Source organism: Streptomyces albus subsp. albus, assembly GCF_000725885.1.
GTDB lineage: Bacteria > Actinomycetota > Actinomycetes > Streptomycetales > Streptomycetaceae > Streptomyces > Streptomyces albus.
Window position 1 is genome coordinate 35,752 of sequence record NZ_JODR01000029.1, and the last position, 24,954, is coordinate 60,705.

Below are 24,954 nucleotides of genomic sequence, written 5' to 3' on the forward strand. Positions count from 1 at the left end.
GGTTAGACCGATAGGCATGGTGAAACGAGCATTGGGCGTGGTGCGCCTTTCCGTGGCCAACACGGGCCAGACCGGAGACGACACCCAAAAGAAACTCATAGCAAAGCGAGTTGAGGCAGACAGTCTGGATCTCGTGGGGTGGGCAGAGGACATCGACGTATCCGCCTCCCTCTCTCCCTGGCTCCGCCCCTCACTCGGAGACTGGCTCAACAACAAGCGAGACCAATTTGATGTGCTCTACGTGAAGAGCATGGACCGAATAGTCCGCTCAGTTCGGGACCTGTGCGACATCATCGACTGGTGCACCAAGCACGGTAAGTCTCTGATCTGTGTGGAACAGAGCTTTGACCTCACCAGCGAAATGGGCCAGGCCGTCGCCAAGATCCTGGCCGTTGTGGCTGAGATCGAACTGAACATCATCAAGAGCCGTGTCCGGGCCTCTCGTGAGGCCATGCGGAAGGCTGGCCGTTGGCCTGGAGGGCTCGTACCGTTCGGTCGTGTGGCGGCCAAGGACGGCGACGGCTACACGCTGGCCATCTGCCCCGAGTATGGGCCGGTGCTGGTCGAGATGATCCGCCTGTTCATGGCGTGCAAGTCTTTCTCTGTCGTGGCTGACTGGCTCAACGCTGGCAACGTGCCCACGGTCCAGGACATTGCCCGTATGCGTGCGGCCAAGGGTGAGTCCACTACCCGGCTCAACGAGGAGAAGGCCAAGGCTCGGGGGACCAAGTGGAGCCCGACCAGTGTTCAGGCTGTGCTCACCTCTCGGAGTCTGCTCGGGGAGTACGTACGGGCAGACGGCACGGTCGTACGGAATGAGGACGGCACTCCCGTCATGCGCTCTGAGCCCGTGCTAACCGAAGCCGAATGGCTGGCCCTCCAAGAAGTGGTCACGCTGGTGAAGTACACCAAGGGGCCGTCCGAGACCTCCCCGGTTCGCGGCATCCTGTTCTGTGACGGCTCCGACTATGAGCACCCGCTCTACTGGGCCAAGGGTGGAAAGAAGAACAACAAGCGCCCCCGCATCCGGTGCCAGGGGAGCAAGCCAAAGGGCCGCAAGCCTTGCCCCGGCCACAGCTTCATGGCTGAGGAGCTGTACGAACTCATCGGAGCCACACTCAAGCTCCAGATCGGTTCCCTGCCCGTACGGGAGCGTCGGACGGTTCAGGACGACTCCAGGGCCGTAAAGGTGGCTGTGCTGGATGCTCAGCTCGAACAGCTCACCAAGGAACTCCAGGCGGGCAAGCTGTCGGCTGCCGAGTACGGCCAGCACGTAGCCAAGGTGGCTGCGGAGCGGGAGGCGATCACCAGCAAGCCTGCGGCCAGGCCACAGGAACAGTGGGTGGAGACCGGCCAGACCTACGCGGATTGGTGGGACTCCTCCACCCGAGAGGAACGACGGGAGAAGCTGCTTACGTGGGGTGTGAGGGTCTTCGCTGGGCCGTCCGGGGTCAGGTTCGAGTACGGGGAGCACTTCCCGGCCGCGCCGCTCCAGGTTGCTCAGGTGGGCTTCGGCAACGCGCCCGCTGAGGCGGTGTCCATCTCGGATTTCCTCTCGGGGGCTGAGGTAGCACTAGCCGCATGACCTGCGACAACGATGGAGGCAAAACCCAAAACCGTCCCGACGGTGCTGTTCCCGGACGGTTCGACGCTGACCAACCCTTCCCTGGCGCAGGTCAAGGCGAAGATCGGCGCCTGAGCGCGGGGAGTTTCCCGCGCCGGCCCCCGGGGCTGACGCCGAACGGCCGCGCCCGGCCGGTTCCCGCGGTTGCGGGGGCCGGCCGGGCGCGGCCGTTCGGCGTTCGAGGGCGGTGAGGGGCGCGGGACCGCGGGCCCCGGTTCAGGAACGGTGGGGATGGGGCAGGGGCTCGCCGTACCAGTGTTCGACCAGGCGGGCCGCTATGGAGATGCCCGAGGGCGGAAGCACCTCGCCGGACTCGATGGCGGCTCGCAAGTCCTCGCGGGAGAACCAGCGGGCCTCTTCGATCTCCTCGCCGTCCACCTGGATGGCGGGCGAGGTGGCGCGGGCCATGAAGCCGAGCATCAGGCTGGAGGGGAAGGGCCAGGGCTGGCTGCCCACGTAGCTGACGGGGCCGACGCTCACACCGGCTTCCTCGGCGACCTCGCGGCGGACGGCGGCCTCCAGGGACTCTCCGGGTTCCACGAAGCCCGCCAGGGTGGAGAAGCGGCCTTCGGGCCAGTGCACCTGGCGGCCGAGCAGGGCCCGGTCCTGGTCGTCGGTGACCAGCATGATCACGGCGGGGTCGGTGCGCGGGTAGTGCTCGGCCCCGCAGGCGGGGCAGCGGCGGACGTGGCCCGCGGCGGCGATGACGGTGCGTTCCCCGCAGCGGGAGCAGAAGCGGTGGGTGCGCTGCCAGTTCTCCAGGCCGACGGCGTGCACGAGCAGTTCGCTGTCGCGGTCGGAGAGCAGCACTCCGGCCTCGCGGAGTCCGGCGGGGCGGGCGATGTCGTCGAGCCGGCCGGGGAGGGAGTCCTTCTGCAGCGCGAAGTAGCGCACTCCGTCCTCGTCGACGCCCAGGAAGTAGCGGTGCGCTTCGGTGAAGGGCGCGTCGAAGGAGGGCATCATCACCAGTTCGGTGGTGCCGTCCTCCTTGTCCTCGATCAGCGCCTGTCCGCCGGAGACCACGAAGACCCGTGTGGTGGGGTGGCTCCAGGCCGCGGCCAGCCATGCCTCGTCGAGCCGGTGGTGGGAGGCGCGGTCGATGCCCCCGGTGGCGGTGAGGCCGATGGGCCGGTCGGCGGTGTGCTGCCGGCCGGCCGGCTGGTCGTGGCGGGCGGTCGAGGTCGAGGCGGTCACGTGTGTTTCCTGCTCCCCCTGTGTCGGGGCCGCCCTGCCCGGCTGGCGGGCCGCGGGGCGGCTGGCGGACGGTTGTCGGTGCGTGTGGGCCGGCGGCGTGCGGCTCCGGCCGGGGGGCCGGGTGCGGCCCGGGGAGATGGGGGCCGGCCTGGAGGTCAGCCCGCGCTCCAGTGTGCCGCGAGGTCGTCCCACAGGTAGGCGGCCGTCTCGGCGCCCTTGAACAGCAGGTCGAGCTCGACCTTCTCGTCGGGGGCGTGCCAGCCGTCGGAGGGGACGGAGATGCCCAGGAAGAGCACCGGGACGCCGAGGACGTCCTTAAGGTCGGCGGCGGGGCCGGAGCCGCCTTCGCGGGTGTAGCGGACGGGGCGGCCGAAGGCGCGGCTCATGGCGCGGGTGAGGGAGCGCAGCGCGGGGTGGTCCAGCGGTGTCAGACAGGGGCGGGTGGCGCCCCAGAAGGTGATCTCGTGGCGGATGCCGGCGGGCAGCCGGGCGGCGACCCAGTCGCGCAGCGCCTGCTGGATGGTGTCGGCGTCCTGGCCGGCGACGGTGCGGAAGGACAGCTTCAGCTGGGCGCGGGAGGGGACGATGGTCTTGCCGCCGGGGCCCTGGTAGCCGCCGCTGATGCCGTTCACCTCGGCGGTGGGGCGGGCCCAGACGCGTTCGAGGGTGGTGTAGCCGCTCTCACCGAGTGTGGCGTGGGAGTGGGCGGTGCGTACCCAGGCGTCCTCGTCGAAGGGCAGTTCGGCGAAGAGGGCACGTTCCTCGTCGGTGAGCTCGACGACGCCGTCGTAGAAGCCCGGGAGGGTGACCCGGCGGTCCTCGTCGTGCAGGGCGGCGGCCAGCCGGGCGGCCTCGGTGGCCGGGTTGGGCACGGCGCCGCCGAAGGACCCGGAGTGGATGTCCTGGTCGGGCCCGTACAGGTCGATCTGGCAGTCGGTGAGGCCGCGCATCCCGGTGCACACGGTGGGGGTGTCCGCGTCCCACATGCCGGTGTCGGAGACGACGACGGCGTCGCAGGCGAGCCGCCGGGCGTGCCGGCGCAGCAGGTCGGGGAAGTGGGGGGAGCCGGACTCCTCCTCGCCCTCGATCAGCAGCTTGAGGCCGACCGCGGGGGCGGTGCGGCCGGTGGCGGCCAGATGGGCGCGGACGCCGAGGGTGTGGAAGAGCACCTGCCCCTTGTCGTCGGCCGCGCCGCGCGCGTACAGGCGGCCGTCCCGCTCCTCGGGCTCGAAGGGCTCGCTGTGCCAGCCGTCGGCGCGGTCGGCGGGCTGCACGTCGTGGTGGCCGTAGACGAGCACGGTGGGCGCGGCCGGGTCCTGGGCGGGCCACTCCGCGAAGACGGCGGGCGCTCCTTCGGTCTCCCACACCTCGGCGACGGGGAAGCCGGTCGCGCGCAGTGTGGCGGCCAGCCATTCGGCGCTGCGCCGCACGTCACCGGCGCGGTCGGGGTCGGCGGAGACGGAGGGGATGCGCAGCCAGGCGGCCAGGTCGGCGAGGAAGGCGGTGCGCTGGTCGTCGATGAAGGCCCGGACGGCGCTGTCCGGGGGAGCGGGGGTGGTGCTCATGCCATCGAGCCTAGCGGGCCCAGGGTGATCCTCCGTCAGCCGGATGACTGCCCGGCGGCGGCCCGTGGGCGGCGTCCAGCAGCAGTCGCTCCAGCTCCGCCCGGTCGGGCAGCCCCTCGGGGCGCACCACGGTTCCGCTGCGTACGTACAAGAACGCGGCGCCGACCCGGGTGAGCGGCATCCGCTGCTGTTCGGCCCAGGCCAGCCGGTAGACGGCGAGCTGGAGGGGGTCGGCGTCCTGGCCGTGGCCAGTCTTCCAGTCGAGGATGTCGAACCTCACACCGCCGTCGGGGGTCTCCTCCCGGTAGACGGCGTCGATACGGCCCCGGATGACGCGTCCGGCCAGTACGAGCTGGAAGGGCGCCTCCACCCGGTAGGGGGTGCGGTGCGCGTAGGGGGTGCGCTCGAAGGCTTCCTTGAGGGCGGCCAGGTCACGCTCGTCGGTGATGTGCGGCGGCTCGCTGCCGTCGGGGCCCTCGCCTTCGGCGCCGGGCAGCTCGTCGGGGCCCAGCATGGGCAGGGTCAGCTCCTCGAAACGGGACTCCACCCAGGCGTGGAACCGGGTGCCCCGGCGGGCGGCGGCGGGCCTGGGCGGGCGCGGCATGGGCCGGGCCAGTTCGCGGGCGAAGCCTTCCGGGTCGGCGGCCAGGCGCAGCAGCTGGGTGGCGCTGAGCGTGCCGGGCAGCGGTACGTCCCGGACGGCCGCGCGGGAGCGGCGCAGCTCGTCGGTGAGGGCGTCCAGGTCGCGGTCCCAGGCGGCGACCAGCCGCGCCTCCTCGGGGGTCAGCTCGCCGGTGCCGGAGCCGGGGCCGGAGCCGGGGCCCGGGCCGCCGGGCCCGGTGCCAGGCGGTGCGGCGGGTCCCCCGGCCGTCGCGGGGTGCGCCGGCTCACCTGTGCGGGGCGCGGGCGGGCCCTCCGGGCGGGGGCCGTCCACGTGCGGCGGCTCCGGGCGGGGGTCTTCCGGCTGCTGCTGCGGTTCCTCCGGGTGGTGCCCCTCCAGGTGGTCGAGGACCCGCTGGGCGGCCTGCCGGCGCAGGGCCAGCGCCTCCTCGTCCAGCGGCAGCGGCCAGACGCGTTCCTCGGCGGGCTCGGCCAGCGCCGGGTTGGCCGCGTCCTGACCGGGCGGCTCCGCCCAGTGCTCGACCTCCCCGTGCGCCGGGTCGGCCTCGCAGTGGGCGCGCAGGGCCTCCAGGAACACGGAGGGGCCGCGGGGCCGCTTCTGGGCGGGTCCCCACCAGTGGCCCGAGCCCAGCAGCAGGCTGCGCGGCCGGGTGAAGGTGACGTAGCCGAGGCGCAGCTCCTCGGTGGCCTGGTGGGCGCGCAGCGCGTTCTCGTGCTCCTTGAGGCCCTTGGCGTGCCAGTCGGGTGCGGGCGGCAGGGTGGCGGCGTCGCCGCGCAGCGCGTACGGCAGCACCTTCGGCTGGGTGAGCCACGTCTCGCGGGGCTGCTCGCTGGGGAACTGTTTGGCGACCAGGCCCGGCACGGCGACCACGTCCCACTCCAGGCCCTTCGACTTGTGCGCGGTCAGCACCTTGATCGTGTTCTCGCCGCCCGGCAGGGAACTGTCCAGGCCCTTCTCGTACTGTGCCGCTGTCCGCAGGAAGGCGAGGAAGGCCAGCAAGGTCGCCTCCCCGTCGAGGGAGGCGAAGCCGGCGGCCAGGTCGAGGAACTGGCCGAGTGTCTCGCGCCGCCGGGCGGCCACCGCGTGCGGGGAGGCCGCCAGCTCCACCTCCAGCCCGGTGACGGCCAGCACCCGGTGCAGGACGTCCATGAGCGGGTCGGCCAGCGAACGGCGCAGGTCGCGCAGCTCGGCGGCGAGCCGTGCGAAGCGCACCCGGGCCTCGGCGGAGAACGGCAGCTCGTCGTCGTAGCCGTCGGCTTCCAGGAAGGTGTCCAGGGCGTCGGCGAGGGACCGCAGCTCGGCCGGGTCGGCGCCCTCGACGGCGGCGGCCAGCCGCTCGTCCGGGTCCGCGCTCTCGTCACCGGCGCGCTGGTGGGCGACCAGCAGGGCGGCGCGGCGGCCGAGCAGCGCCAGGTCGCGGGGGCCGATCCGCCAGCGGGGGCCGGTCAGCAGCCGCACCAGCGCCGCGTTGGAGGTGGGGTCCTGGAGGACCTCGCAGACGGCCACCAGGTCGGCGATCTCCGGCAGGTGCAGCAGCCCGGACAGGCCGACCACCTCGACGGGCAGGTCCCGCGCGGCCAGAGCGCCCTGGATCTCGGCGAAATCGGCGGCACCGCGGCACAGGACGGCGATCTCACCCGGCGGCGTGCCGGTGTGCACCAGGTGGGCGAGGGAGTCGGCGAGCCAGGCGATCTCCTCCGCCTGGGTGTCCAGCAGGGCGACGCGGACGAGGCCGTCGTGTTCGGCACCGGGCGCGGGGCGGAGCGCCTCGACCCCTTCGTGCCGCTCCCGCAGGGGCGCGGCCAGCCCGTTGGCGAGGGTCAGCAGCCGGCCGCCGCTGCGCCGGTTCTCGCTCAGCGACTGGCGGCGGGCCGGGGTGCCGTCGGCGTGCGGGAAGTGGCGGGGGAAGTCGTCGAGGTTGGCGACGGAGGCGCCCCGCCAGCCGTAGATGGCCTGGCAGGGGTCGCCGACGGCGGTCACCGGGTGGCCGGTGCCCTGCCCGAACAGTCCGGCGAGCAGGACCCGCTGGGCGACGGAGGTGTCCTGGTACTCGTCCAGCAGGACGACGGAGAACTGTTCGCGCAGCGCCCGGGAGACGTCGGGCAGCTGTGCGAGGCGGGCGGCCAGCGCGATCTGGTCGCCGAAGTCGACGCGTTCCAGTTCCCGTTTGCGGGCGCGGTACTCCTCGACGAGGCCCAGCAGCTCGTCCCGCGCCCGCGTGGCCTCGGGAATCCTGCGCAGCTTGTCGTTGGTGAGGCGGGCGCCCTCCAGCGAGGCGAGGAGTTCCGCATCGTGGGCGCGGGCCGCCTCCGGGCCGACCAGGTGCTCGGACAGTTCGGCGTCCAGCGCGAGCAGGTCCTCCACCAGGGCGGGCACCGACTTGGTGAGCGCCTCGAAGGGCCCTTCGGCGGCCCGCAGTACCCCGGCCGCCAGCTGGAAGCGGGTGGCGTCCGCCAGCAGCCGCACCGTCGGCTCGATGCCCAGCCGCAGCCCGTGCTCGCTCAGCAGCCGCCCCGCGAACGCGTGGTAGGTGGAGATCTGCGGCTCCCCCGCCTCGGCCGCCTCGCCGGCCCCCGGATCCGGCGCCGGGTCGGGGTCCAGGACACCGGCCCGGTGGAGGGCCTTGCGGACGCGGTCCGACAGCTCACCGGCCGCCTTGTTGGTGAACGTCAGCCCCAGGACCCGGTCCGGCGCGACCTGTCCGGTGCCCACCAGCCACACCACGCGGGCCGCCATGACGGTCGTCTTGCCCGACCCGGCCCCGGCCACGATCACCTGCGGGGCGGGCGGCGCGGTGATGCAGGCCGTCTGCTCCGGGGTGAACGGGATGCCGAGCAGCTCGGCGAGCTGCGCGGGGTGGGTGAGCTGTGCGGGCACTCCTCAGACGCTAGCGCCCGCGGCTGACAGCCGGCGCCGCTCCCCCGGGAGGGGCGCCGGCCCCCGGAGGGAGGACGTTTTCGGGGGCTTCTTCCGGCGTGGCCGCCGTCCCTCGCGCCGTGGCGGCGGTCCGTCCCCGGCATGGCCGCCCGTCCGTCCCCGGCGTGGCCGCCGTCCGTCCCCGGTGTGGCCGCCGTCCGTCCGCCGGGCGCCGGGCACCCACGATGGCGAAGGTCACAGGCCCCGGGGGACGGCAGGCGGGCCGTACGGCCGCTCACTCCACCACCTGGCGGCCCTCCGGGCGGGCCGAGCAGGAGGAGCGGAACGCGCAGTGGGTGCAGTGCTGGCCCGGCGAGGGGGTGAAGCGTTCGTCCAGTACGCGGGCGGCGGCGGTGGCCAGCAGCTCGCCCACCCAGTCGGGGCCCGGGCCGTCGTCCGGCTCCTGACGCTGGACGACCGGCAGCGTGTCCCCGCCGTCGCGTTTGGCGGCGCCCAGCCGCAGGTGCACCAGTTCGGCGCCGCCCGGCTCGGGGCGCCGCCCGTCGAACAGCTCGTCGGCGGCACCCTCCCGGACCGCGAGCTGGTAGACGGCAAGCTGCGGGTGGGCGGCGACCTCCGGGCCGGTGGGGCGGGTGCGGCCGGTCTTGAAGTCCACCACGTACGCGCGGCCCTGCGCGTCCCGCTCGACGCGGTCCATGCTGCCGCGGATACGGACGGCGTGCTCACCCGCCCGCAGCGTCACCTCGAAACCGTGTTCGCTGCCGACCGGCCGGCGGCCCTCGCCGCGCTCCATGACGTGCCAGCGCAGGAACCGCTCCAGGGCCGCCCGGGCGCTCTCCTTCTCCTGCCGGGACTTCCACGGCGCGTCGAAGGCCAGCCCGTCCCACACCGCGTCCAGCCGCTCCATGAGCACCGACAGGTCGGCGGGGCTGCTGCCGGAGGCCACCTCGTCGGCCAGCACGTGCACCACGTTGCCGAAGCCCTGCGCGGCGGTCGCCGGCTCGTCGGCCTTGACCTCCCGGGCGAGGAACCACTGGAGGGAGCAGGTGCGCGCCAGCTGTTCCAGCGCGCTGCCGGACAGCGCCACGGGCCGGTCCCGGTCGCGCAGCGGCACCGCCGCCCGGGTCGGTTCGGCCAGCCCCCACCAGCGCTGCGGGTGCGCCGCCGGGACCAGCGGGAAACCCTCGTCGTCCCGCTCGGCCGCCAGCCGGGCCAGCCGCCGGGCGGCGGCGTCCCGCAGCGCGGGCGACGCCGACGGGTCGACGGTGGTGGCGCGCAGCTCGGCGACCAGCGCGGGCACCGACAGCGGGCGGCGCGGCCGGCCCGTGAGGTGCTGCGGCTCGACGCCCAGCTCCGTCAGGAACCGGGACGGCTGGTCACCGTCCTCCGCCTGGGCGCGCACCGCCGTCACCACCAGCCGCTCGGTCGCCCGGGTCACGGCGACGTAGAAGAGGCGGCGCTCCTCCGCCAGCAGCGCGGAGGCCGGCAGCGGCTCGGCGATGCCGTCCCTGCCGATGCGGTCGGCCTCCAGCAGCGAACCGCGCCGCCGCAGGTCCGGCCACAGCCCCTCCTGCACCCCGGCGACCACGACCAGCCGCCACTGCCGGCCCTTGGCGCGGTGCGCCGTCAGCAGCCGTACCGCCTCGGGCCGCACCGCGCGCTGCACCAGGGTGTCGGCGGCGATGTCCTGGGCCTCCAGCTCGTCCAGGAAGTTGAGGGCGCCCCGGCCGCCGCCGCGCTCCTCCGCGCGGGCCGCGACCGCGAACAGGGTGCACACCGCGTCCAGATCGCGGTCCGCGTTGCGCCCCGCCGGGCCACCCCGGCGGGCGGCCCGCTCCAGCCGGGCGGGCCAGCCGGTGCCGGCCCACAGCTCCCACAGCGCCTCCTCGGCGGTGCCGCCACCGGCCAGCAGTTCGCGGGTCTTGCGCAGCAGCAGCCCGAGCGTGTGGGCGCTCTCGAAGGACGTGCCGGCCGGCGCCCCCGACACGGCGGCCGGGTGCGGGGCGTGGGCTGCCAGGCGTTCGGGCTCGGCCAGCGCCTCGGCCAGCAGCACGTCGGAGGGGCGGGGCACCTTGGCGCCGGCCGCGCGCTCCTCCTCGCGCAGCGCCCGGCCCAGACGGCGCAGATCGGCGGCGTCCATCCCGCCGAGCGGGGAGGTCAGCAGGGTCAGCGCCGTCTCGGTGTCCAGGCGGGTCCGGCCCTCCAGGGCGCCCTGGGCCGCCACCCGCAGCGCGGTCAGCAGCGGGGCGACGGCCGGCTCGTGGCGCAGCGGCACGTCGTCGCCGTCCACGTCCACAGGGACCCCCGCCGAGACCAGCGCGCGCCGCACCACCGGCAAGGAGCGCCCGCCGGCGCGGACCAGGACGGCCATCTCGCCCCAGGGCACCTGCTCCTCCAGGTGGGCGCGGCGCAGCAGGTCGGCGATGTTGTCCAGCTCGGCGCCCGCGGTCGCGCAGGTGAACACCTCCACCCGGCCCTCCTTGCCGGGCTCCGCCGCCCGGGGCGCCGGGACGGGCGTGCGGTGGGCGCGGACGGCCTCGGCGGGCAGCCGGGTGAGGGGCATGCGCGCGGTCAGCCTGCCGGTGGCCTCCAGCAGCCGGGGGGCGGGGCGCCAGGCGGTGCGCAGCACCCGGACCGGCGCGGGCGCCCCGGACGGCTGCCGGAAGAGGCGGGGGAAGTCGAGGATGCCGCCCACATCGGCCCCCCGGAAGGCGTAGATCGACTGGTCGGGGTCGCCGAACGCCACCAGGGTGCGGGCGCCGCCGCCCGCCAGGGCACGCAGCAGCCGCACCTGGGCGGGGTCGGTGTCCTGGAACTCGTCGACGTAGACGGCGTCGTAGGCGGCATCCAGCCGGGCGGCGACCTCCTCCCGCTCGGCGAGCAGGGCGGCGCGGTGCACCAGTTCCGCGTAGTCGAGCACGCCCTGGGCGTCCAGTACGTCCAGATACTCGGCGAAGAAGCCGGCGGCGGCCCGCCAGTCGGGCCGTCCGGCACGGTGTGCGAAGGCGTCGAGCGCGCCGGGGCCCAGGCCCAGCTCCCTGCTGCGGGCGAGTACGGCCCGCACCTCGTCGGCGAAGCCGCGGGTGGTCAGACAGGCGCGCAGTTCGTCGGGCCAGCGCACCGTGGCGCGCCCCCGCTGCTCCAGCGCGATCTGGCCCTCCAGCAGCTCGCGGATGTGCAGGTCCTGTTCGGGACCGGTCAGCAGCCGCAGCGGCTCGGCGAACAGATCGGCGTCCTGGTGGGCGCGCACCAGGGCGTAGCAGTAGGAGTGGAACGTCGTCGCCCGGGGGGCGGCCGGTACGCCCCCGGCGGGCACGGCCTCCCCGGGACGCCCGTTCGCCGGCCCGCCGGGGGCGGTGCCGTCCGGACCGCCGGGCGCGGCGGGGCGGGGCAGCCCGCCGGACGGCCCGAGCCGCGCCAGCCGGGCCGTCATCCGGTCGCGCAGATCGACGGCCGCCCTGCGGCTGAAGGTCAGCACCAGGATGCGCTCCGGGTCGACGCCCTCCCGCACCCGGGCGGCCACCGACTCGACCAGGGTGGTGGTCTTGCCGGTACCCGGCCCCGCGAGAACGAGAAGAGGGCCGCCCCGGTGGTCAACCACGGCGCGCTGTGCCGCGTCAGAGGCAGGGAGGTCGGCCGGCCCCGCCGCGGTGCGCACCAGCCGGTACGCACCGGGCTCACGGGGCCGCTGATGCGTGTCAGTGGTGACGGAGGGACTCACGTGGATCGCCTAAAGGGAGGTCTGTGCGGGGCGGTACAGACGCTACGCCAGCGGACACGCGTGCCGCAGCGCCTCGCTCCCGCACCCCGCGGGGGCGCTGTACTCCGTACGGACTGCCGGGCGCCGCGGGGGTGCCCGCATGACGGAAGCTGGGGACTGTGAGCAGGATCAGCGCGGGGAGCGCCCCGGCGTCACCCGCTGCGTCCGTCCCAGCGGGCCCGGCGTATGTCGATGCGCGGGATGTGCCCCGGGGCGCCGGACGCCGCGGTGTTCTCGCGCAGCGGGGTGCCCTCCGCGTGGTAGTGCGCCAGCGCCTCGTGCTCCTTGCCCGCCAGCGGTACGCCGTCCGCGCGCACCACCCGCCACCAGCAGACCGCGCCGCCGTACAGCGCCATGACCCTGCCCACCTGGCGGGGGCCGCCCTCCTCCAGCCACTCGGCGATGTCGCCGTAGGTCATCACCCGTCCCGCGGGGATCGTCTCGGCAAGATCCAGTACGCGCTCCGCGTAATCGGGCAGGGCGGGGACGTCCGCGTCGGACGGCGCGGCATGGCCGTCGGACAGCGCCTCGCTGCGGGAATTTCCAGGCATACGGGCCATGTTGCCGCATGCCACCGACAGCCGCCTGGAGTTGTCCACAGCCTCCGCACAGGGCCCGCCGATTCCTCCCCGGGAACCCCGGAATGCCCCCTCGTGCTCCCGGCGGGCCGTCCCTCGTGCCACCATCTTCCGGGCGGTGACGAGTGATACGGGACCAGGACGAGACCGAATCCGGGCAGCGGCAGGGTGACGGGCCCCAGGCAGAGGGCGCACCCGCCGCCGGCCGTGCTGCCCGGAACGACGGCACGAACACCCCGGACACCCCCGAAGACGTGAACCACTCCCCCAGCCCGGAACCCGGCGACCCCGGCGAGCACAGCACCCCGGGCGAGCACGGCACCTCCGGCGATCCCGGCAAGCCCGGCCGGCACAGCGACCCCGGCAAGCCCCGCGAACCCCGTGTTCCCGACAGCAACGGCGAACCGGGCAACCCGCCGGGACCTGCCACACCCGAGAGCCACGGCACACCCGGCGACGGCACCGGCCGCCCCGGCGAAGCCAAGCGCGAAGTCTCCGGCGAAACCGGAACCGGGGCCGAGGGCGCAGGCGCGGGCAAGGACAGGGGCATGGGCAAGGCCCCGGACGAGCGCGAGGGCCCCGGCCGGACCCAGGGCACCGACGAAGGCGAGCCCGAAGGCCCGGACGGAGGCAAGCCCGGAGGCGAGGACGAACACCCACGCCCACCCGGCGGCGAGGCCGCCGGCGGGGAGGGCGAGGCGCCGGCGCCGGGCGAGAAGCTGGAGGCGGTCGCCAGAGGGGACCGCATCGAGGTCGAGAGCGACGAGCCGCTGCTGTCCGCGCGGGTGCACCGCCCCTCGGACCTGCTGCGGATGGTGCTGGGCATCCTCGGCATCGCCCTCGTCCTGATGATTGCCAACTTCGCGCACGGCACCACCGCCGGACTCGAACAGGACATCGACAAGGGCACCGCGGAGGCGCCCGACCTGCTCATCAGCATCACGGGGCTGGCCTCCAGCATCGCGGTGCTGCTCGTGCCCGTCGCGTTCGCCGTCGAACGGCTCATCAAACGGGACGGGCTGCGCATCGCCGACGGGGTGCTGGCCGCCGTACTGGCACACGGCGCCTCCCTGGCGGTGGACCTGTGGGTGGCCCAGGCGGCGCCCGACTCCATCCGGGACGCGCTCACCAAGGCGATCACCCCGCAGGACGCCACCACCCCGGTGCACAGCTATCTGGCGCCGGTCATCGCCTACATGACGGCGGTCGGCATGGCCCGCCGCCCGCGCTGGCGGGTGGTGCTGTGGGGCGTGCTGCTGCTCAACGCCTTCGCCGTGCTGGTGCCCGGCTACACCACCGCGTTCTCCATCGTCATCACCATCCTGATCGGCTGGACGATCGCCTACGGCACGCTCTACGCGGTCGGCACCCCCAACATCCGGCCGACCGGCCAGACACTGCTGGCGGGTCTGCGGAGGGTCGGTTTCCGCCCCGTCAGCGCCCTGCGGCTGCAGGACCCGAGCGAGGCCGACAAACGCGACAACACCGACCGCGGGCGCCGCTACCGGGTCACCCTGGAGGACGGCCCGCCGCTGGCCGTGACCGTCGTGGACCGCGAACAGCAGGCGCAGGGCTACTACTACCGGGTCTGGCGGCGTCTGGCGCTGCGCGGCATCACCCAGCGGCGCAGCCTCCAGTCGCTGCGCCAGGCGCTGGAGCAGGAGGCGCTGCTGGCCTACGCGGCCATCGCCGCGGGCGCCAACGCGCCCCGTCTGATCGCCACCTCCGAACTCGGTCCGGACGCCGTGATGCTCGTCTACGAGCACCTGCCCGGACGCAGCCTCGACGCGCTGCCCGACGAGCAGGTCACCGACGAGCTGATGCGGGCGGCGTGGCGGCAGGTGCGGGCCCTCCAGTCGCGGCGCATCGCCCACCGCAGGCTGGTCGGGGAGGCGCTGCTGGTGGCCCCTTCCGGCGAGGTGTACCTGACGGACCTGCGCGGCGGCGAGATCGCGGCCGGCGATCTGATCCTGCGCATGGACATCGCACAGCTGCTGACCACCATGGGTCTGCGGGTGGGCGCCGAGCGGGCCGTGGCGGCGGCCGTGGACGTGCTGGGCCCGGACGCCATCGCGGACAGTCTGCCGCTGCTCCAGCCCATCGCGCTCAGCCGCAGCACCCGCACCACCCTGCGGCGGCTCGGCAAGGAGCGGGCCCAGCGGGAGCGCGAGGCCGTCATCGAGGCGTCCCGCGCCCACAAGGAGGCCAAGGCGGGCGCCGCCCGGGCGCACGGCGGGACACACGGGGCCGAGGCCGCGGGGCGGGCGCACCGCAAGTCGCTGCGCGCGGAGAAGCAGGCGGAGAAGAGGGCCATAGACGAGGCGCTGGAGGAGGCCCGCGAGGAGGACCTGCTGGCGCAGATCCGGCAGGAGGTGCTGCGGATCAGGCCGCAGGCGCCCATAGAGCCCGCACGGCTGGAGCGCATCAGACCGCGCACCCTGGTCAGCTTCATCGCCGGCACCCTGGCCGCCTACTTCCTGCTCACCCAGCTCTCGCAGGTGCCGCTGCGGGTGGTGGCCGACGCCAACTGGGCGTGGGTGGGCGGCGCGGTCGCCTTCTCGGCGCTGACCTATGTGTGCGCCGCCATGGCGCTGCTGGGCTTCGTGCCGGAGAAGGTGTCGTGGTGGCGGACCGTGCAGGCCCAGGTGGCGGGGTCCTTCGTGAAACTGGTCGCCCCGGCCGCGGTCGGCGGTGTGGCGCTCAACGCGCGGTTCCTCCAGCGTTCGGGGGTGCGGCCGGGGCACGCGGTGGCCAGCGTCGGCGCCTCGCAGCTGTTCGGGCTGGGCAGCCATGTGACGCTGCTGCTGCTGTTCGGCTACATCACCGGGACCGAGCACACGCCCACCCTCTCGCCGTCCCGCGCGGTCATCGCGGGGCTGCTGACGGCGGCCGTGCTGGTGCTGATCGTCACGGCGGTGCCGGCGCTGCGGCGGTTCGTCTCCGACCGGGTGCGGTCACTGTTCGCGGGTGTGGTGCCGCGCATGCTGGACGTGGTGCAGCGCCCGCAGAAACTGCTCACCGGTGTGCTGGGCATGCTGCTGCTGACTTTGGCGTTCGTGATGTGCCTGGACGCGTGCGTGAGGGCGTTCGGGCACGAGACGAGCTACGCCAACCTGGCGGTGGTCTTCCTGACGGCGAACGCGCTCGGCTCGGCCGCGCCCACCCCGGGCGGCCTGGGTGCCGTGGAGGCGGCCCTCATCGCGGCGCTCATCGCCTTCGGGGTGCCCAAGGAGGTGGCGACCCCGGCCGTGCTGCTGTTCCGGCTGATGACGCTCTGGCTGCCGGTGCTGCCCGGCTGGCTGTCGTTCACCCAGTTGACGCGCAAGGGCGCCCTGTAGGGGCACACCACCCGTACGCACCGCACAGCGCGCCGGGCCCGGCGTCCCGTACGCACGATGAACGTCCAACCGTCTGTACGGGAGGACGTCCCATGCGCCACATCCGCTCTCCGCGGCCGGCCGTCGCCCTGGCGGCGGCGCTCATGGTGACCGCTGCCCTCGCCGGCGGCTGTGCCGACGGCGGCACGGACGGCACGGGGAAACCGGACGGAAGCCGGGGAGCGGAGCGGCCCGGCGGGGAGGCGGGCCGCGTCGGCGGCCGGCAGGGGGCCGCCCAGGGCCGCTCCCCGGACTCCCCCGCCGCCACCTCCTCCAGCCCCTCCCACCGGCGAGGGCCCGCGCTGCCGCGTTCCCTCACCCGGCAGCGGCTGCACTGGTCGCGCTGTCCCGAGCCGAACGCCGCCCAGGGGACCGACACCGGCTCGCCGTCCCCGCTGCCGGGAGGCGCCCGCTGGGAGTGCACCACGATGAAGGCGCCGCTGGACTACCGCAAGCCGCGGGGCAGGACGCTCGGCATCGAGCTGATCCGCGCTCCCCGGCGTGAGGGCCGCGGCAAGCGCATCGGGTCGCTGCTGTTCAACTTCGGCGGGCCGGGCGGCTCGGGGGTGGCCACCTTGCCCTCGTTCGCGCAGGACTACGAGAAGCTGCGCCGCCGGTACGACCTGGTGAGCTTCGACCCGCGCGGGGTGGGCCGCAGCGAAGGCGTCACCTGCCTGAGCGACCGCGAACTGGACGCCTACTTCGCCGCCGACTGGACGCCGGACACCCGCGCGGAGGAGCAGCGCCTCTTCGCCCGTCAGGAGAAGTTCGCCGAGGGCTGCCGGAAGAAGGCCGGCGCTCTGCTGCCGCATCTGACGACGGAGAACACAGCGCGCGACATGGATCTGATGCGCCAGGTGCTCGGCGACAGAAAGCTGCACTATTTCGGCATCTCCTACGGCACCGAACTGGGCGGCGTCTACGCCCACCTGTTCCCCGAGCGGGTGGGCCGGGCCGTCTTCGACGCCGTCGTCGATCCCTCCTCCACCCCCGACCAGGGCGCTCTCGGCCAGAGCAGTGGTTTCCAGCTGGCGCTGGACAACTATCTGAAGTCGTGCACGGAACACGACCGGGGCTGCCCGGTCGGCGACAGCCCCGAGGAGGGCCGGCAGCGCATCACCGACCTGCTGGCCGACCTGGACGCCGAACCGATGCCCACCGACAGCGGCCGGAAGCTGACCGAGGCGCTGGCCGAGGGCGGCATCGCCCAGGCCCTCTACGCCAAGGACACCTGGCCGCTGCTCAGCCAGGGCCTTCAGGAGGCGCTGTCCGACGGTGACGGCTCGACACTGCTGCTGCTGGGCGACGCCCTCAACGGGCGCAACCAGGACGGCACCTACAGCACCCTCCAGTCGTCCCTGACGGCCATCAGCTGCGCGGACAACCGGCAGCGCTACGGCGAACGGAAGATCAAGGACGAGCTGCCCCGCTTCAGCGAGGCCTCCCCCGTCTTCGGCCCGACCTCCGGCTGGGGGCTGTCCTCCTGCCACGGCTGGCCGGTCAAGGGCAGGTGGACGTCCCCGCCGGTGGGGGCGAAGGGGTCCGCGCCGATCCTGCTGATCGGCACCACCGGCGACCCGGCCACCCCCTACGGCGGTACCCGGGCCATGAAGCGGGAACTGGGCGACGACGTCGGCGTCGAGGTGACCTACCGGGGCGAGGGCCACGGCGCCTACGACAGCCGCAACGCGTGCGTGCGGCGCACCGTGGACCGCTATCTGCTCAACGGCAAGGTTCCCGAGGACGGCACCGACTGCCGGTGACGCCGTGGCGCACCCGGTGGCACGCCGAGGGGCGGCACGGACGACGATCCGTGCCGCCCCTCGGACGGTTGTTCACCAGGCCCCCGACAGAGGGTCGCGGCCGGGCCGGCTCAGTAGACGGGCTTCTCCGGCTCGATCTGGTTGACCCAGCCGATGACGCCGCCGCCGACGTGCACCGCGTCGGAGAAGCCGGCGTTCTTCAGCACCGCCAGGACTTCCGCGGAGCGGACACCCGTCTTGCAGTGCAAGACGATCTTCTTGTCCTGCGGGAGGTCCTGGAGGGCGTTGCCCATCAGGAACTCGTTCTTCGGCACCAGCCGGGCACCGGGGATCGAGACGATCTCGTACTCGTTGGGCTCCCGCACGTCGATGACGTCGATGTTCTCGCCGTCGTCCAGCCACTCCTTGAGCTGCTTGGGAGTGATGGTGGAGCCGGCCGCCGCCTCCTGCGCCTCGTCGGAGACGACGCCGCAGAACGCCTCGTAGTCGATCAGCTCGGTGACCGTCGCGTTCGGGCCGCAGACCGCGCAGTCGGGGTCCTTGCGGACCTTGACCTGGCGGTAGTTCATCTCCAGGGCGTCGTAGATCATCAGGCGGCCGACCAGCGGGTCACCCACGCCCGCCAGCAGCTTGATGGCCTCGGTCACCTGGATGGAACCGACGGAGGCGCACAGCACGCCCAGCACACCGCCCTCGGCGCAGCTCGGCACCATGCCGGGCGGCGGGGGCTCCGGGTACAGGCAGCGGTAGCACGGCCCGTGCTCGCTCCAGAAGACGCTGGCCTGGCCGTCGAAACGGTAGATCGAACCCCACACGTACGGCTTGTTGAGCAGCACGCAGGCGTCGTTGACCAGGTAGCGCGTGGCGAAGTTGTCCGTGCCGTCCACGATCAGGTCGTACTGCGCGAAGATGTCCATCACGTTCGAGGAGTCGAGTCGCTCCTCGTGCAGGTTGACCGTGGTGTACGGGTTGATGCCCAGCACCGTGTCCTTGGCGGACTGCGCCTTGGGGCGGCCGATGTCCGCCTGGCTGTGGATGACCTGCCGTTGCAGGTTCGACTCGTCGACCTCGTCGAACTCGATGATGCCGAGCGTGCCGACACCGGCTGCGGCCAGATACATCAGGGCGGGCGAACCGAGGCCGCCCGCGCCCACACAGAGCACCTTCGCGTTCTTGAGCCGCTTCTGCCCGTCCATCCCGACGTCCGGGATGATCAGGTGACGCGAGTACCTGCGGACCTCGTCGACGGTGAGCTCATCGGCTGGCTCGACCAGGGGTGGCAGTGACACGGAGACTCCGATGGTCGGTGGGACGTGCGGGAAGTCACCCGCCCGGAGGCGGGTTGTTCCTCTCGTAACACTGCCACGCGCCGTCTCATTCCGAGACACCTGGTCCAAGGCACGAGACGAGCGCGTCCCAGCAGCCGGGCAGCGCCGCCCACGGGCCCGGCCTCCGCGCACGGGCCCGGTCCGTGCGGCAGACGGCTCCGGCTCCTTTCGGCGGGCGATGCCCAGTGCCACCTTCCGGTCGGTGCGCGGCAGTGCGCGCACCCGGTGGCAGACGCGCTCGACGGGTGGGCGCCGTCCGCTCCTCGGCCTGCGACCTGCGGTGGTCCGCCCCGCCCCGGCGCGGGTGACGAGCTGGCCCGGCGTACTGCGGAGGCTCGGGAGCACCGGCCCGGCGGGCGCCAGGAGGAGCCCGCCGACTGGCAGCGCGCACAGGCCGACGGCCGACCGCCCGGTGCGCCGGAGCCGGTCCGGCCCGCCGGGGCAGCCCGCCGGAGGGAAGCCGTCCACCCCGTACCAGCCCCGGAACCGGTGCGTCCGGGAGGCCGGCTCCCCGCATGTCCGCGCACCGTCTCGCATGACGAGACAGCCGAGGAGGGCGACGCCCGCCGAGCGCAGCGCGACGGCAGCCGCCGGGATGCCGGAAGGGCCGGGGCCGGGCCCCCGGGCCGTCCCCCACATCGAGCACCGCACGGTGCAACGGCCCCGGTGCAGCGGCCCCCGGCTCAGCGCCGTCCGGGGCGCCGGCCCCCGGGCGGGCGAGCGCGGCCCACTCGGCGGGCGCCGGCATCGGGTCGGGGCCCGGCAACGCCGTGACCGGGCCGACGGCGAAGCGGCTCCCGGCCGCCCGTCCACGGGGCCCGGCCCTGAGGCGTCGTCAGATGCGGCACGCGGCCTCCATCCAGATGTCGGCCAACGATTCCTCCATCCCGATACGGGGCCGCCAGCCGAGACGGTCACGGGCCGTGCGGACGTCCGCCTGCTGCCAGGCGCCGCAGCCGTCCGGGTACGGGAACGACGCGCCGGGGGCCGTGGCGGGGCCCGGGGGCGCCGGGGGCGGGGCGTGGGACGCGTGGGCGGCATGGTGCGCCGCGTGGGACTGCGCGGGAATCACCGGCGCGTTCCCGACCGGGCCATGACCGCCCGGACCGTGGTGACCGCCGGGACCGTGGTGTCCCCCCGGCCCCTGATGGCCGCCCGCGCCGCCGAGTGCCCCCTGCGGTCCGCCCGGGAGACCGTGCCCCTGCGCGGCCGGGCCCGCCGCCCCCGCCCCGTGGCCGTCCGCCGCCTGCTGCGGGCCGCCCGCGCCCTGCTCGTGGACGGCTCCCGTATAACCGGCGACCCGGGCCAGCAGCGAGGCGGCGTCCCGCAGTCGCACCGCCCGCCCCGTGCCGATGTTGACGATGCCCTGCGCGGCCGAGAGGGAGGCGGCGTGCACGGCCCGCGCCACGTCGCGGACGTCCACGAAATCGCGCTGCACCCCCAGACCGCCCAGTCTCAGCTCGTTGTCACCCTGCTGCATGGCACGCCGCATCGCCTCCGCGACCCGCCCCAGCGGCGAGCCCGCCGGGGTGCCCGGGCCGATCGGCGAGAAGACCCGCAGCACCACCGCGTCCAGGCCGGAGGCCAGCACCAGCTCCGTGGCCGCCAGCTTGCTGACGCCATACGGCCCGCCGGGGCGCGGCACGGCGTCCTCGCCGGTGGACGAACCGGACGGGGCGGGCCCGTACTCGGCGGCGCAGCCCACGTGCACCAGGCGGGCGCCGCAGCCGCTGCGGCGCAGCGCCTCGCAGACGGCAGCAGTGGCCACGACGTTGTGCCGGATCAGCTCCCGCCCGTTGCCTCTCGTGGTGCCCGCGCAGTTGATGACGACGCCCGGGTGCACCGCGTCCAGGAACCGGGTGAGCGCCCCCGGGCTGCCGGTGGACAGGTCGAAGCGCACATCCGCCTGGTCACCCCGGCCGAGCGCGGTCAGCTGCACGGCCGGGTCGGCCAGCAGCCGGTCGGCGACGAACCGGCCGAGGTAGCCGGTGGCGCCCAGCAGCAGCACCCTCATCGTGCGACCTCCTCGGACGGGTGAGGAAGGGGGACCGGGCGCGGTCGTACGGTGCGCCCCGGACGCCCTTCGGGGCCTCGCTGTGCCAACTGCGCGTGGGTCATGGGGTTGTGCTCCTTGTCGATGTCGCACGGGCGGGTCCGTAAGCCCGTGCAGGAACGGGGACGGAAGGGCCGGCCGGTGCGCACCCGGGTACCGCCTCGCGGTACGGCTGCCGGGCGGGCACCGCCGTCCGGGGCGGCGGTCATCCGGGCACCGCCTCCCGGTGGTGGGCCGAGGCGCGGGCCAGGGCCACACCGGCATGGGCCAACAGGGCGGGCGCCACCACGCCGCAGGCCAGCGACGGCACGGCCGCCGGCCCCAGGTGCGCGACCAGCGCCTCCACGGGGCGCCCGAGCGCCGCCAGCCCGGGCAGCCGTGCGGCCGTGACCGTCAGCAGGGCCCCGGCCTCGGCCAGGCAGGCGACCGCCAGTCCCCTGCGGGCCGCCCGGCCGGAACCGTGCGCGGCCAGCAGCAGTGCGGCGAACAGCAGCAGTCCCAGCGCCGCGGCGGCCCATGCGGCGCCCCGCTCGGGCTCCTCGGGCACGGGCGGGGCGGACGGCAGGGACGGCAGGGGGAGCCGGGTTGCGGCGCCGGTCACCCGGTGCAGGACCGGGAGGCTCGCGGCGAACACCACGACAGTCAGTGCGAGCAGCGGACGCACCCTGGCGGCGAACTCCTCCAGGCTGCGGCTGTCCGCCAGCCGGCGGCGGGCTCCCCGGGCGAAACCGCGCACACACCAGACCGCTGGTGCGACGGCCAGCGCGCAGGTCAGCGGAAGCCGGGCCACGGACGGCCGGGGCGCCTCCCCCGTCAGCTCCGGCCCTCCGCCGAGCAGCTGTTCCAGCAGCCAGTCGCCGTACAGCGCGTAACCGGTCAGCCAGCAGGCGCACAGGCACAGCACCGGGGACATCCGCGCCCCGCCGTGCGCCCTGCGGGCGGGCACCGCCAGGCGCACGGCCACCAGCGCGCTGCCGAGCACGGCCGCAGCACCCGTCGCGTACACGGCGGCCCGGAGCGGTCCCGGCCCGCCCTCCAGCAACACCAGCCAGGCCGTGGTGCCCGCGCACAGCAGCCCGGGCAGCAGCGGCCACAGCACGACGGCGCACCAGCCCCGCAGCGGCCGGGCCCGCCCGGGGTCCTCCCGGCCGGAACGCGGCGCCCCGCCACCGGGCGGCCCCCCGCTGCCGGAGGCCCGCGCCCGTCCGTCACGGGTGGCCCGCGCCTGTCCGTCGGACGCCCACGCGTCACCGGCGGGGGCCGCTGCGCGGCGGCCCTGCGGCGCCCCGGGCCCGGCCGCTGCCGCGGGGGCCCGGCCGCGGTCGGGCCGGTTGCCGGCCCACGAGTGGTCCTCCGGGCGGCCCGGCCGGTCGCCCAGGGGGGGCTCTGCGGCGGCCACTTTGCCGGGCGAGGTCCGGGCCGTCGTCCGGCCGGGCCGGTCCTCCGGGCGGAGCGGCCCGTCCGTGCGGGGCCGTTCACCGGGAGGGCGGGCGGGGTCCGGCAGCGCTCCGTGCGGGAAACCGTCGAGGGGGTGCGGGGTGGTGCGGGCGAACAGTTCTTCCGCGAGCGAGAAGACGTCACGGTGCCGGCAGCGTGCGGCGGTGCTGTCGGTGACCCCGCTGGCCTCCAGTCCGGCGGCGAGTTCCAGCGGGTCGACGGCCTGTTCGCACAGTGCGCTGTGCCGACGCAGCAGTGCCCGTACGGGGTCGCCGGGAGCGGGCTGCGCACTCACGCGGTCGCCTCCCCCTGTTCGACGGGGAGGGCACGGGCCGCCCGGACTCCGTCGGAGCGGACGTCGGCCGGCTCCTCGCCGGCCTGGGCCGCCCCAGCGCGGAGGGCCGTGGTCCAGGCGGCGTCGGCGGGACGCACATCAGCGCGTGCCGCCTCTGTCCGGTGAGCCGTGGAACAGGCCGTCCCGGGCGGGCCCGCGTCGGCGCGTGCCGTGTCCGTCCGGGTCCCCGGCCGCTGTCCGGTGGTGGCCGGGCCGCGCTCGCTTGGCGTGCCGCTGTCCGGTGCCGTCCGGCGCGGCGGGGGGCTCTTGCCCGGTCCGTCGAGGACGGTGCGAGCGGCCCAGCTGGGGACGTGCGCGGGGCCGTGACCGTCGGATCCGCTGCGGCAGCGGACCGGCCGGGCGGCCGGGTGCCGCCCCTCGGGAGGCGTGGCGGCGCGTCGTGCGGCGCCCGCCCAGTGACCCGGCAGGCGGGCCTCCGCGGGGCGGGCGAACGGCCGGGGCGGTTCCTCTCCGCTGCCGCTCCCCGCGCCGGGCCCGGTGGCACCGGCCGGGTGGCGGGAGATCAGCTCCAGGTAGATCCCCCGGAAGGCCTCCACGTTCTGCCGGACGGTGAACAGTTCGAGGGCACGCGCTCTGGCGGCGGCACCCAGCCGCGCGGCCCGTGCGGGGTCGCCCAGCAGCGCGGTGCAGGCTTGGGCGAGGGCGCGGGGCTCGCCGGCGGGGACGATCAGGCCGGTGCCGCCGACGACCTCGCGGACCGCGCCCGCATCGGTGGAGACCACGGCACGGCCGCAGAACATCGCTTCCACAAGGGCGCTGGGGAAGCCTTCGACGGTGCTGGAGAGGACGACCACGTCCGCGTCGGCGTACGCGTCCGCGAGGGCGGGCCCCGCGGGGGTGCCGACTTGTTCGAAAGTGACGGCCGCGCGGCCGTCGCCGCCGGGAGGGCACAGCCGTGCGGCCAGCGCCCGGCAGAGTGCGGAATGCTCCTCGTGCTGTTCGTCCTGTCCGCCGTTTTCCGGTCCGCCGTCGTCGTCCTCCCGTGTGCCGGTCTCGACGATGCGCAGCCGCGCGCCGGGAACCGTCTCGCGGACCCGGGCGAAGGCGTGCAGCAGGGTGCGCAGGTCTTTCCGCGGGCTGATCCTCCCTGCGGCCCACAGCAGGGTGGGCGGTCCCGGCGGGTGCGGTCCCTCCTGCGGCAGCAGACGGCTGGCCGGCTCCCCGACGGCGTCGAAGGGAGCGGGGTCCATACCGGGGTGGACGGTGCGCAGCCGGTCGCGGGGGGCACCGCACCGTTCCTGCCAGCGGCGGGCGTGGCCGTCCCCGGGGGTGATCAGCTGCGCCCGGGTGTACGCCTCGTGGGCGAGCAGCCGTTGGAAGGAGCCGAGGAGGGCGCGTACGGGGGCGCCCGAGACACCGCGGGCGACGGCGCCCGCGCCGGGGGCGGCGCCCGCCAGGTAGTGCTCGCGCAGCCGCACGCCGTACTCGGTGAGCAGCAGCGGTACGCCGAAGAAGTGGGCGGCGAGCAGTCCGGGCAGGGCGGCGGGCCCGGCACCGACGGCGTGGCACAGGTCGGCAGCGGCCAGACCGCCCTCCCGGCCTGCCCGGCCCGCCCCGCCCTTCCGGTCGCTCGGTGCGTACCAGTCGAGGGAAAGGGGGCGCAGCGCGCGCTCCAGCCGTTCGGTGACGGCGAGCAGGTCGGGAACCTGTACGGCGTGCGCGGCGCGGAGCGCGCCCGGTGCGCGGCAGGCGGATTCCAGGATGCGGACGGCCTGCTCGGAGCGGAGGGCGGTGGCCAGTCCGCCGCGCTCGGCCGCCAGTTCGGCGAGCCCGTACAGACCTGCGGCGAAACGGTCCGCCTGCGAGGTGGAGCGGCCGTCGCCCCCGCCGTCCCGGAACCGTCCGTCCGGCTCGGCCGACCGGTGGCCGCCCACCGCGTACAGCCGGTCCGCACCGCGTACGGCCGGGTGGGCGCCGTCACCGTGGGGCGGGGGCGGGCAGGCGGTGCGGGGCGGGGCCGGGGTACCGCGTACCGTGCCGGGGGCGGCCGGCGCGGTGTCCGGCGTGCACAAGGCAGTGGCGAGTGCCGCGAAGTGTTCGGCGAAGCGCCGCCGGTCACGTCGCCCGTAGCCGCCGGTTCCGGTACCCGGGCCGGGTCCCCACAGCGGTGCGGTGCGCACGCGGAGCACATTGGGGGGCAGCTGCCACCAGCCGGACTGTTCCTGGCGGGCGCTGCGGCTGAGGGCGTGGACGGTGAACTCGTGGCCGGGCAGCCCCCGCAGCAGGCGGTCGCACCACAGCGCGGACTCACCCCGCAGATAGGGGTAACCACCCTCCGTAAGCAGTGCGATGCGCACGCGCGCACCCCCGATCCGTCTCGCGGCGTGCCGCCGGCCCGGGAGGGCTCGGCAGCGGGACGCGGACGACGCTATGCGCGCCCCCGTCGCGCGGTGGACGGTTGTCCGTCACACCACCGGAAGG

At 74.9% G+C, this 24,954-nt stretch carries 12 protein-coding genes and 1 pseudogene; 4 read left to right on the forward strand and 9 right to left on the reverse strand.

From position 1 onward, the window contains the following. Positions 1-16: 16 nt before the first annotated feature. Together IO40_RS0127945 and IO40_RS34160 are read left to right on the forward strand one after the other, a co-directional pair. Positions 17-1,585 carry a recombinase family protein gene (locus IO40_RS0127945; protein ID WP_078659802.1) on the forward strand — a complete coding sequence of 523 codons (1,569 nt, stop codon included), beginning with the start codon at positions 17-19 and terminating at the stop codon, positions 1,583-1,585. Between the two features lie 27 nt (positions 1,586-1,612). Continuing rightward, positions 1,613-1,699: pseudogene (locus tag IO40_RS34160) on the forward strand (NrdH-redoxin); the annotation flags it as partial. A 141-nt stretch (positions 1,700-1,840) separates the two neighbouring features. On the opposite strand, the gene nudC reads toward IO40_RS34160, so the two are convergent. The 5 genes from nudC to IO40_RS0127975 form a co-directional block, all read right to left on the reverse strand. Further along, entirely contained in the window at positions 1,841-2,818 is a 978-nt protein-coding gene (gene nudC / locus IO40_RS0127955; protein ID WP_033229923.1) for an NAD(+) diphosphatase, read from the reverse strand. Between the two features lie 155 nt (positions 2,819-2,973). Beyond that, positions 2,974-4,383, reverse strand: a complete 1,410-nt coding sequence (locus IO40_RS0127960) for a dipeptidase (RefSeq protein ID WP_030408435.1) — start codon at positions 4,381-4,383, stop codon at positions 2,974-2,976. 10 nt (positions 4,384-4,393) lie between these two features. After that, entirely contained in the window at positions 4,394-7,882 is a 3,489-nt protein-coding gene (locus IO40_RS0127965) for an ATP-dependent helicase (RefSeq protein ID WP_031176352.1), read from the reverse strand. 274 nt (positions 7,883-8,156) lie between these two features. Next, a complete protein-coding gene (locus tag IO40_RS0127970; protein WP_016469619.1) occupies positions 8,157-11,603 on the reverse strand; it encodes an ATP-dependent helicase in 3,447 nt (1,148 codons plus the stop codon). A gap of 191 nt (positions 11,604-11,794) precedes the next feature. Then, the gene (locus IO40_RS0127975; protein WP_041968749.1) at positions 11,795-12,193 is read right to left on the reverse strand and encodes an MGMT family protein; all 399 of its coding nucleotides are present in this window, start codon (positions 12,191-12,193) and stop codon (positions 11,795-11,797) included. 575 nt (positions 12,194-12,768) lie between these two features. On the opposite strand from IO40_RS0127975, the gene IO40_RS0127980 reads away from it, so the two are divergent. Both IO40_RS0127980 and IO40_RS0127985 read left to right on the forward strand, forming a co-directional pair. Next, positions 12,769-15,558, forward strand: coding sequence for a flippase-like domain-containing protein (locus IO40_RS0127980; RefSeq protein WP_234335635.1), 2,790 nt, complete (start codon positions 12,769-12,771; stop codon positions 15,556-15,558). A 92-nt stretch (positions 15,559-15,650) separates the two neighbouring features. Continuing rightward, positions 15,651-17,360, forward strand: coding sequence for an alpha/beta hydrolase (locus tag IO40_RS0127985; RefSeq protein ID WP_031176356.1), 1,710 nt, complete (start codon positions 15,651-15,653; stop codon positions 17,358-17,360). Positions 17,361-17,470: 110 nt separating this feature from the next. Here the strand turns inward: IO40_RS0127985 and moeZ are convergent, their stop codons facing one another. From moeZ to IO40_RS0128010, 4 genes are all read right to left on the reverse strand, one after another. Next, entirely contained in the window at positions 17,471-18,649 is a 1,179-nt protein-coding gene (gene moeZ, locus IO40_RS0127990; protein ID WP_030408441.1) for an adenylyltransferase/sulfurtransferase MoeZ, read from the reverse strand. A gap of 874 nt (positions 18,650-19,523) precedes the next feature. Beyond that, on the reverse strand, positions 19,524-20,702 hold the full coding sequence (locus tag IO40_RS0128000) for an SDR family oxidoreductase (RefSeq protein ID WP_016469614.1): 1,179 nt from the start codon (positions 20,700-20,702) through the stop codon (positions 19,524-19,526). Between the two features lie 244 nt (positions 20,703-20,946). Beyond that, positions 20,947-22,473 carry a hypothetical protein gene (locus IO40_RS39955; RefSeq protein WP_051719319.1) on the reverse strand — a complete coding sequence of 509 codons (1,527 nt, stop codon included), beginning with the start codon at positions 22,471-22,473 and terminating at the stop codon, positions 20,947-20,949. Beyond that, positions 22,470-24,830 (reverse strand): DUF3492 domain-containing protein, encoded by a 2,361-nt coding sequence (locus tag IO40_RS0128010; RefSeq protein ID WP_016469610.1) that lies wholly within the window; start codon positions 24,828-24,830, stop codon positions 22,470-22,472. Before IO40_RS0128010 ends, IO40_RS39955 begins: the two co-directional genes overlap by 4 nt. Positions 24,831-24,954 lie beyond the last annotated feature (124 nt).